This is a genomic window from Cytophagia bacterium CHB2, assembly GCA_030263535.1.
In the GTDB taxonomy this organism is placed as follows: Bacteria; Zhuqueibacterota; Zhuqueibacteria; order Zhuqueibacterales; family Zhuqueibacteraceae; genus Coneutiohabitans.
In genome coordinates this window covers 1-9933 of record SZPB01000241.1, presented here as the reverse complement: position 1 = coordinate 9933, position 9933 = coordinate 1, and the positions used below count along the sequence as shown (strand labels likewise).

General features: G+C 53.4%; 9 protein-coding genes. 1 reads left to right on the top strand and 8 read right to left on the bottom strand.

The annotated features are described in order from the left end of the window. Positions 1 to 1423, bottom strand: a 1423-nt coding sequence (locus FBQ85_20320; GenBank protein ID MDL1877482.1) for an aldehyde dehydrogenase family protein, incomplete at its 3' end; no start/stop codon positions are given. Positions 1424 to 1530: 107 nt separating this feature from the next. Then, entirely contained in the window at positions 1531 to 2322 is a 792-nt protein-coding gene (locus FBQ85_20315; GenBank protein ID MDL1877481.1) for an enoyl-CoA hydratase/isomerase family protein, read from the bottom strand. A gap of 458 nt (positions 2323 to 2780) precedes the next feature. On the opposite strand from FBQ85_20315, the gene tsaA reads away from it, so the two are divergent. Continuing rightward, positions 2781 to 3188, top strand: coding sequence for a tRNA (N6-threonylcarbamoyladenosine(37)-N6)-methyltransferase TrmO (gene tsaA, locus FBQ85_20310; GenBank protein MDL1877480.1), 408 nt, complete (start codon positions 2781 to 2783; stop codon positions 3186 to 3188). A gap of 47 nt (positions 3189 to 3235) precedes the next feature. Here tsaA and FBQ85_20305 read toward each other — a convergent pair whose 3' ends face one another. From FBQ85_20305 to FBQ85_20280, 6 genes are all read right to left on the bottom strand, one after another. Further along, positions 3236 to 4513, bottom strand: a complete 1278-nt coding sequence (locus FBQ85_20305; protein MDL1877479.1) for a sigma-70 family RNA polymerase sigma factor — start codon at positions 4511 to 4513, stop codon at positions 3236 to 3238. Positions 4514 to 4516: 3 nt separating this feature from the next. After that, entirely contained in the window at positions 4517 to 5185 is a 669-nt protein-coding gene (locus FBQ85_20300; GenBank protein ID MDL1877478.1) for a DUF2461 domain-containing protein, read from the bottom strand. A gap of 75 nt (positions 5186 to 5260) precedes the next feature. Next, entirely contained in the window at positions 5261 to 5599 is a 339-nt protein-coding gene (locus tag FBQ85_20295) for a hypothetical protein (GenBank protein ID MDL1877477.1), read from the bottom strand. Positions 5600 to 5784: 185 nt separating this feature from the next. Further along, positions 5785 to 7197, bottom strand: coding sequence for an MFS transporter (locus FBQ85_20290; GenBank protein ID MDL1877476.1), 1413 nt, complete (start codon positions 7195 to 7197; stop codon positions 5785 to 5787). 120 nt (positions 7198 to 7317) lie between these two features. Next, a complete protein-coding gene (locus tag FBQ85_20285; protein ID MDL1877475.1) occupies positions 7318 to 8325 on the bottom strand; it encodes a TerC family protein in 1008 nt (335 codons plus the stop codon). A gap of 120 nt (positions 8326 to 8445) precedes the next feature. Next, entirely contained in the window at positions 8446 to 9690 is a 1245-nt protein-coding gene (locus FBQ85_20280; GenBank protein ID MDL1877474.1) for an anion transporter, read from the bottom strand. Positions 9691 to 9933: the final 243 nt, after the last annotated feature.

Below are 9933 nucleotides of genomic sequence, written 5' to 3'. Positions count from 1 at the left end.
ACACGCTTTTGCTTAGTGAATAGAACTCGAATGCCGCCATGCCGCTCTCCACGCCGAAGCCGCTCATTTTGTAACCACCGTAGGGCATGGCCGCATCATAATTGTTGTAGGTGTTGATCCATACCGTCCCGGCTTTGATCGCTTTGGCGAAACGATGCGCTTTCTTGATATCCTTCGTCCAGATCGCGGCAGCTAGGCCGTACATCGTGCCATTGGCAATCTTCAACAATTCATCACCGTCTTGAAACGTCAAAGTCGCGAGCACGGGGCCGAAAATTTCCTCCTGCGCAATGGTCGAATCCGGTTGCACCTGATCAAATATCGTAGGCTGGAAGAAGTAACCTTTGCCCGGCGCGGAATCAGGCTGGCGGCCGCCGACCAGCAGGCGGGCGCCTTCTTGCTCGCCGAGCGCAACATACTTTTTCACGTTCTCCAATTGCGCCGCGGAGACGAGTGGACCGAGCCGCGCCTTGGGATCCATGGGATCGCCGGGCTGCATTTTTTTTGCGCGCTCGATGACTTTCTCGATGAAATTGTCATAGATCGATTTCTCCACCAGCAAGCGTGAACCTGCGGTGCATACTTCGCCCTTGTTATAAAAGATTCCCATGAGCGCCATTTTCGCAGCGGCTTCGAGATCGGCATCGGCAAATACGATATTGGGAGATTTACCGCCAAGCTCGAGATGAAGTTTCTTGACTGTGTTCGATGCGTCGCGCATCAATTGCTGTCCGGTTGCTGTGCCACCGGTCAAGGCGATGCCATCCACGCCGGGATGTTTGACCAATGCCGCGCCTGCGGTGGCGCCGTGACCGGGCACGACATTCAAAACGCCGGGCGGCAGGCCCGCTTCCATACCGATTTCCGCAAGCGCAATCGCCGTCAAGGGCGTTTGCGCCGCAGGTTTCAAAATCACGGTATTGCCCGCTGCCAACGCCGCGGCGACTTTGCGCGAGGCAAGCAGCAGTGGAAAATTCCACGGCACGATCAGGCCGACGACACCCAGCGGCTCGCGCAGGGTGTAGCAGAAATACGGTCCGTTGACGGGAATGGTATGGCCTTCCAGTTTCGTGGCGGCGCCGGCATAGTAGAAATACAAATCCGCGGAATACGGCACATCGATGCGGCTGGATTCCGTGATGGTTTTGCCGTTATCCATGGTTTCGAGTTTGGCCAGCTCGTCGGCGCGCGCCATGATGCGCTCGCCCATCTTCCAAATAATTTTAGCGCGCTCCGCCGCATTCATCTTGCCCCACGGGCCGTCGAGCGCGGCGCGTGCGGCTTGCACGGCGCGATCGACGTCTTCCGCGCCGCCTTCTGCAATGTGTGCAATGACTTCCGTTGTTGCCGGATTGATGGTGGGGAAGGTTTTGCCGCTAAGCGCGTCTTCCCAGTTGCCGTTGATGAAGAGTTTGGTGAGCATGTGAAGAAGAATCAAAAATGATAAAAAGAGCCTATGTCTTAGGAAGAAAATACTGAATAGAAATACAGATGTCTTGAAATTTTAGGAGTCGGGTTGTTTGCCGTTGGTTATTTGCCTGCAAAATTCGGCTTTCTCTTCTCATTGTACGCCGTCAAGCCCTCTTTCGCGTCTTCGCTTTGGAAGAGCTGTTGTTGCAATTCGCGTTCGATGGCCAGGCTCTCGCTGAACGGCACTTCCAGGCCGGATTGCACAGAACGCTTGATCAACCCGACGGCCTTGCTCGCTTTATTCGGCGGCAGGAATTGGCGCGCGTATTCCACCGCTTTTTCCCAGAAGCCTTCCGCCGGATAAACATAATTCACCAGCCCCATCTGCTCCGCTTCTTCGAATTCGAACGTGCGGCCCGTAGTCATCAACTCGATCGCGCGCGCTTTGCCCACCAGGCGCGCCAGACGCTGCGTGCCGCCGGTGCCGGGCAATACGCCGAGTGTTACTTCCGGCAAGCCGATCTTGCCTGCGCCCTTTTTGGCGATGCGAATGTCCGCCGCCATCGCAATTTCTAAACCGCCGCCGACGCAGTGGCCGTTCAACGTCGCGATCACGAGTTTGGGCGTTTGTTCAAGGCGGGTCAGGGTCTCGTTGGCGTGCAAACAGAAGAAGTATTTGAAGCGCGGCGTCACCTCTTGCAGCATGCGAATGTTCGCGCCGGCGCAGAAAAATTTTTCGCCTGCGCCCTTGAGCACGATCACGTGCACGCTGTCGTCCATGCGCGCCTCGAGAATGGCGGTATCGAGTTGCCGCATCATTTCATAAGTATAAGTGTTGGCCGGTGGATCAGTCAATTCGATAATGGCCAGGCCGTTGTCGGTGGAGTAATTCACCAATTTTTTGTCGGACATCTCCATCTCCTTCTGTTGGGCAAGTGATGATGAGGTTGAATTGCCAAAGAGAATAATTTTTCGAGAAGCTTTGGTTGCATTATTTTAGGACGTGACGTAAATACTCAAAAAAACGATGAATGTCAAGACTGGTAGGAAGAGCTGAAAATCGTCAAAAAAGTTTATAAAAATGCAGCTCGCGCAACTCCCGGCGCAAGGCTAAAATGGAATGTTGTGAACCGGAAGCACTGACTGTGTCGCGAGATTTTTTATATGTTGCCATTCTCATCAACAATGTTATCGTTCAATCACCGCGGTATGGTGGATTTAAACTCAAATCATGGCGCGCGTACGAGGATAACGCGGCCAGGCAATCGTCAGATTAAGAGTCGAGCTGCATAAAAAATGAAGATGGCCGGTTTTCGAATTCTCGTGCATTATTGCATTGGAATTCAAACGTTTTAAATGAGGAGGATCAGGTGAAGAGGTTTTCAATTACGCCGATTGGAATCATTCGATCAGAAATTAAAAGCCGAAGAGAAGCGCCATTGTTTTATACCCAAGGCGCTCCCAACGCTTTTCTGGAGATCTTGCCGGCGTATGCAGAAGGTTTGCATCGCATGCAAGCCGGCGATGACATCATTGTCATCACCTGGCTCCATCGCGCGCACCGGGAGGTTCTGAAGGTTCATCCCAGAGGAGATGTTGCCAATCCTTTGACAGGAGTATTCTTGACGCGCTCACCCGATCGCCCCAACCCGGTGGGGCTTCATCGCGTGAAGGTTTTGGAGATAAAGCGAAACCGTTTGCATATTGGCGCAATCGAGGCCATCGATGGCACTCCCGTGATCGACATCAAACCTGCGGTTAAATCAAATGATCACTAATCGTGCTTTGCAGCGTTGTGCGGGTTAATGATTGGCGAGTGGATATTTTATTCGGCTTGGCAGGATTTAAGTTTATTCAGCAAAAATCGCCGCTCCGGTTCCGTTCCCACGAGCGTCAGAGCTTGCTCATAGCAGGCCGCTGCTTTTTGTGTATCACCCAGTTGCATGTGAAACTCCCCGAACGCTGCCGGCAAAAGATGATACGTTTGCATCGCCGGCAGCCGGCTGATGCACTCAAGCTCTTTGATACCGGCTTGCGGGCCGGCGATCATCGCCACCGCCACCGCCCGATTGAGCGCAACCACCGGCGACTGATCCCGCCGCCTCAAATCGTCATACAAAGCGAGAATACGTGACCAATCCGTTTGAGCAAAACTGGGCGCGAGTGTGTGATGCAGAGCAATTTCAGCTTGCAGGTGATACACCGTCAACTCCTCGCCCTGTCCGGCTTGCGCCAGGTGATACAAACCCGCATGAATAAATTTCTGATCCCAGCGGCTGCGATCTTGTTCCGCCAGCAAAAAGAGATTGCCTTGGTCGTCGACGCGGCTGGGCAAGCGCGCGGCCTGCAAATACATCAGCGCCAACAGGGCATGCGTTGCCGGAAGATTGCCGGCAGGATGCTCGGCCAGCAGCGCCGTTAAGCGAATCGCTTCCGCGCATAAGTCCTGCCGCACCAAAGCTGCGCCGGCATGCGCGTTGTAGCCTTCGTTGAAGAGCAGATACAGCACCTCCAGCACGGCCTGCAAGCGGCGGCGCAAATCGCCGTTTTCGGGAGCGCGGAGTGAAATGTTCTCTGCGCGCAGTTTGCGTTTGGCGCGCACCAGGCGTTGCGCAATCGTGGCCTCAGCGGTGAGAAACGCCCGCGCAATTTCTGTCACACTGAAACCACATAAAATCTTCAGCGTCAACGCAATTTGCACCTCCCGCGGCAAAATGGGATGGCAGCATGCAAACATCATCGCGAGTTGATCGCTTTTGAAGCCGGCAGGCGCAATTTCATCGGAAAGATTCAAGTCCTGTTCCAGCCGCCGCGCAATCTCTTCTTTTTTATTTCGAAAGGAGGCTTCGCGCCGCAGCGCATCGAGGGCGAGGTTTTTGGCGGTCTGCAAAATCCAGCCGCCGGGATTTTGCGGCACGCCGCGAAACGGCCATTGTTGCAAAGCTTTGAGCAGCGTCTCCTGCACCACATCTTCTGCGAGATCGAGATGCTCCCAGCCGAAAATGCGTGTCAGCGTCGAAATCACCTGCCCGGCTTTGTGGCGAAACAAGTGATCGACTAAATCATTGACGGCGCCGGCGCTATTTTGATTGGCGGCGATCACGGTTTATTTCCCCAGCGCGCGTTTCAGAAAAGCATTCATGCCCCGGCCGGCGCGGCAATACTGCATCAAGAATTCCGGCAAATTTTTCTTGAGAATTGTTTCGGCCTCCAGCTCGGCGGCATAATAAAATTGTTTGTTGGCAAGCAACGGTTGCTGCAACGCCGCTTCTTTGAATTCGCTGGGCAGTACTTTATTCTTTTCGCCCTGCAGCGTCACATATTTTTTCTTGAAGTCCTTGTCTCGCAGCAATGCCTGGAATTCTTTGGGATGATTCACGATGGCCCGCCGAATGCGATAAACACTTTCGTTTGCCGGCGTATACACGCCGCCCGCGAGCATCACCATGTCTGCCCCGAATTGCAAATAGAACCCGGGCGTTTCATGATCGGCGCGGCCGGCGGGTGAAATGAGCGCCGCCATATGCGTTTTGTAGGGCGTTTTGTCCTTGGAAAAACGAACGTCGCGATTGATCCGGAAAATCGCCTCTTTTGCCGAGATTCTGACCTCGGTATCTTCGGCATGAATGCGCGCGATCAGTTGCTCGACAAAGACGGTAAAAGGCTTTTTGACCTCGTTTTCATAACGTTCCCGGTTGGCTTCGAACCAGGCTTTGCTGTTGTTCTTCGCCAGGCCGCGAAAAAATTTCAAGTACTCCGGTGTGAAATAACTCATATATCCTCGCTTTCACCGTCCGGGCGCTTGCGGTGAATGTGATGATTCACCGCAATGCGCGCGGCCGGCATTGATTCAATGGGGATTGATTTCGCGTATTTCAATGCTGCCGCTGAAACCGAGATGCGGGCATTCCTTTGAGATTTCCGTGGCTTCTTCGAGGTTTTTCGCCTCGATCAGAAAATAACCGCCGACAATCTCTTTGGTTTCGACGTAAGGCCCGTCGACAATGAATTTCCCGTTTTTCATGGACAAGACACACCCGCCTTCTTTGAGATCGTCGCCGCCACGATATCTGCCATCTGCTCTCAGCTTGTCCGCCCAGGCGAGATACTTCTCCAGAACTTTTTGCATTTCCTCGGGAGAATAAACCGGAAATTCTCCATTGCGCAACAACAAAATGAACTGCGCCATAACACCCTCCTGCTTGGTGATGCGATTCGTTTTTGTCGCCGTCCTCACGCAATAAGGCATGCCGTTGGCGTCTGACACCAAAACTCGAGGAGGACGGCCTGGATTTCCACAGACAAGACGATTGAGCCGCGAAAAAATCGACAAGAATCCCGGCAATTTTTCGGCAGCGCGCGCGTTCAGCCGGTTTATGTATCCCCGGGTTTGGTTTGCGAATTGGGCCTTTTGAAACTCGTTCCCAGCAAAGAAAACGGAAACTGCAAGGCGGCACGCAAGCCGGCAATGGTGGAAAGATTCAGCATGAAGCGACGTGCTTCGGCGATCAACTCAAGTACAACGATTTCTTCTTCCACCTCGCCGACTTCTTTGACTTTGGCAAGTCGGTGCATGGCATATAAACCGACCAGGCATGCGAGTATAAAAAAGAAATCCCAATGCTGCAAATCGAGAGTTTCAAATGTCATCTCGCCTGCCGGACTTTTCCATCTCACTGTCCACGACAGCGCATAGTCCGAAAAAACGTCCACAAAGTTTCCGCCCAAAATGGGTGCAATGCCGGCCGCGGTGGAATTCACCAGGCTGTTCGCGGCCAAGTAAGCCGTCGCCTGTCCCTGCGGTGCAAGTTTCAAACCGATATTGCCGGTGGCCAGCGTCACACCGGCAGTCGCGATTCCCATGAAAATGTGAATAACAATGAGCAGCGGCATGGTCAACAGATATTTGTTCGGCAGCGTGGTGAAGGTGAAAACAAAAATGCAAATGATGTACAACGGCCCGGCCACGCTCAGCACGGATTTGTTGCTGAAGCGATCGGACAAACGTCCCCAAATGCGAAAGAAGAGCAGATTCATAATCTGACTCAACACTTGCAAGGTGATGATAGCGCGCATGTGCAGGCCGAGCATGGTGAGCATGTACACCGTGAAAAACGGCGCCGCCAGATTGATGGCAAAGTTCCAGGCGCCTTGAAACATGATCAATCGCCGGAAGTTTTTTTCTTTGAACGGTTGCAGCAGCATGGCGGAAAACGGCAGATGTTTTTCGGTGGTGGGCATGCGCGGCTCGGGAATCCTGGAAATGACATAGACGCCGAGCAAACCTGCAGAGGCGCCTGCCAGGAACAATATCGAGTAGCCAAAAACTTTAGCGGTGTGAAAGTAATCCGCGAACCAATCGATATAGAACCCGGCGCTCAAATTGAGCACGATGCCGAAGCCGGCCATCAACGCCATGCGCTTGGCGAAGAATGCGCCCAGGCGGTTTTGCGGAATCAAGTCGCGCATCCAGGAATTCCAACTGCAGCCGGAAATGGCGCCGAAAACCGCATAACCAAGAATGCAAGCCGTCAGCGCCGCCAATGCAGTTGCACCGGCCAGAAAAAAGGGAATGGTGCAGACAGCCAGCAAAAATAGCCGTGCGAGAGCAGAACCGAACACGCAAATCGCCCGGCGCACGCGATATTTTTCGATGAGGTAGATGGAGGGAACCTGCACGAGTTGCGCAAGAAACGGGATGGCGGCCAATAAACCGATGAGGGCATTCGAAGCCTCGAATTGCAGCGCGTAATCAACCAGAAAAGCGCCGCCGGTGAGGGTGAGCATGGCCTGGGTGGTCAGGCCGTCCCGCAACACGCCGCGCAAGCCGGCCTGCACGTCTTGTTCAGTAAGGTGTTCTTTCGGATGAAAAATGTTCACGATAGCATTCGCATGTGTGGTGTGATCTTACTTTTCGCCGCCCGTGATTTCACGCGGCAGCGGCGAGGCGAGCGGTACGGGATCGCGGCGGCCCGCATAAATCGAGGCGAGAATGCCCACCGTCAGCAAGCTGGCTATAACGATGAGAGACGTCGTGGTGGGGATGGGATGGTGATGCGTGAGAATCATTTTGACGCCGACATAACTCAGAACGAAAACCAGGCTGTGTTTGAGATAGCGGAACTTGTCCATCATCGCGGCGAGGGCAAAATAAAGCGAGCGCAAACCGAGTATAGCGAAGATGTTCGAAGTAAAGACGAGAAAAGGATCGTGCGTCACCGCAAAAATCGCCGGTATCGAATCGATCGCGAATAAGACGTCCGTGCTTTCAATGACGAGTAGAACCAGAAACATCGGCGTCATGGCGCGCCGCCCTTCGAGGTGTGTGAAAAAATGCTGGCCCTCAAAATCTTTGCTCACCGGATAGAAGCGGCGCGCCAGACGTACCAACGGATTTTTGTCAGGTTCGAGCGTTTCGTGGCGGGTAATCATCATTTTGACGGCGGTGGCGATGAGCAAGCCGCCGAAAATGTACGTCATCCAGGTGAAACGTTCGATGAGGGCCGTCCCCGCCACGATCATCGCGCCGCGCAAAATTACCGCGCCAACGATGCCCCAAAACAAGACGCGATGCTGATACATCGCCGGCACTTTGAAATAAGAGAAGATAACGGCAATCACGAAGATATTGTCGAGGCTGAGGGATTTCTCAACAATATATCCCGTGAAAAATTGCAGCGCGGCCTGGCCGCCCGGGAGCAATTCCCCGTCTGCGTTGCCGATGTTCAGCCAGTTGCTTTCATACATGAAATAAATGGCAACGTTGAAAACCAGCGCCAGCAGAATCCAAAATGCCGTCCAGAGCAGCGCTTCTTTGGCTTTAATCACATGAGCGTGGCGATTGAACACGCCCAAATCGAGCGCCAGCATCAATGCGACTAGCAGCAGAAAACCCAACCACAGCCAGATGTCCATTGTGAACTCTTTCCTCTTTGATGCCGCGAATGAACGCGAATATTCGCCAATTTCGATATTCGCGTTTATTGGCGTCCATTCGCGGTTTGAAATATGAGCAAATTATTTACGCGAGAATCCTCAAGTCACCAGCAAAACCCAGACTGTGCCGATGATCAATGTAGTCAGCGTTAGCGGCAAGCCGATTTTGACGTAATCTCCAAATTTTAAGCGTACGCCGTAGCCCGCCGCCTTCTCCGCGACGATGAGATTTGCGATACTGCCGAGCAAGGTTAGATTGCCGGCCAACGTACTCGCCATCGCGAGCAGATACCACAGCGTTTGCGAGTCCCGCGGAATGTCCTGCATCAACAAAACCGCAGGCACGTTGCTGACGAGATTCGACAGGATCGTGCAAAGCGTGACAAAGATCACGGGTTGGTCGAGCGCAAATCCGCGTGACGATAAGCTCGCCAGCGCCTGCGCCATGAGGCCGCGTTCTTGCAGCGCGCCGACGATGACAAACAACGCAATGAACAGCATCATGAGATTCCAATCCACCAGCGCAAAAAGTTTTTCCGCGGGATTGCGGCGGGAGGGCAACAACAGCGCCGCGGCGGCCAGCGCACAAAGCTCGCGCGGCCAGCCCGCTAAAAAAGCCAGCAACAACAAACCGGTGATGATCAGCGTCTTTTTGATCGAGCGATAATCCGGCTTCAAGGTCGCCAGTTCGTGCGGAAGTTGCGTGATCGCGCTGGCCTCCGGCGAGGTTTTGAATTCATCGCGCCAAAACAGGCGCACAACCCCGACGTTGGCGGCAATGCCCAGCAGTGTGACCGGCGTCATCACGAGCAGGTAGCGGCCAAACTCCAGATTGGAAACCTGGCCGATGAACATGTTTTGTGGATTGCCGATCAACGTCGCGACACTGCCAATGTTGCTCGAGGTTGCCAGCGCGATTAAATAAGGCAATGGATTGCGTTTTGAAGTTTGTGCGACTTCGCAGAGCACGGGCGTGAAGGCGAGACAAACGATGTCATTCGCGAAAACGCTCGAGAGCAGGGCGCTGGAAGTGACAATCCCAATCAAAAGTGTGAGCGGGCGATGGGCAAAGGTGAGAACATGTTTCGCCACCAGTCGATAAAAACCGGCCACGCGCAATTGCGCGGAAAGAATCATTAAGCCGAAGAGCAGCAACAACGTTGAATAATCGACTGTCGAGGTGGCTTGTTCCACCGTGAGCGCGCCCGCGACCATCAGCGCAATCGCCCCAAAAATCGCAATGCCGGTACGATCGATCTGCAAACCGGGAATTCGGCCAAAGGCAATGCCGAGGTAGGTTACGACAAAGATAAAAATGGTAAGGTGATCAAGCGAATTGATCATGTGTGATCAGGGTATCCTTTTCTGAACAGCTCGCTTACTTGCAAAGCTGCGGGCGAAGATAACCGAAGAGAGTTGTAAAGCGCAAGGGCAAATTGCGAATTTGTTGCAAATAACCGCGGCTTGCATTATCGGCACGATTTCTTATTTTACTGTAGTTTGGCAAATTTTCATGTTCTTTTTCAAAAATTGGCTGAAAAGGCCAGCCAATCCTGAGGTATGGACAGACCTCACCACTGTCCCCGC

Excerpts from the sequence above, each read along its gene's own strand:
- FBQ85_20315 (MDL1877481.1), bottom strand. The coding sequence starts at position 2,322 with ATGTCCGACAAAAAATTGGTGAATTACTCCACCGACAACGGCCTGGCC.
- FBQ85_20300 (MDL1877478.1), bottom strand. The coding sequence starts at position 5,185 with ATGAGTTATTTCACACCGGAGTACTTGAAATTTTTTCGCGGCCTGGCG.
- FBQ85_20295 (MDL1877477.1), bottom strand. The coding sequence starts at position 5,599 with ATGGCGCAGTTCATTTTGTTGTTGCGCAATGGAGAATTTCCGGTTTAT.
- FBQ85_20290 (MDL1877476.1), bottom strand. The coding sequence starts at position 7,197 with ATGCTCACCCTCACCGGCGGCGCTTTTCTGGTTGATTACGCGCTGCAA.
- FBQ85_20285 (MDL1877475.1), bottom strand. The coding sequence starts at position 8,325 with ATGGACATCTGGCTGTGGTTGGGTTTTCTGCTGCTAGTCGCATTGATG.
- FBQ85_20280 (MDL1877474.1), bottom strand. The coding sequence starts at position 9,690 with ATGATCAATTCGCTTGATCACCTTACCATTTTTATCTTTGTCGTAACC.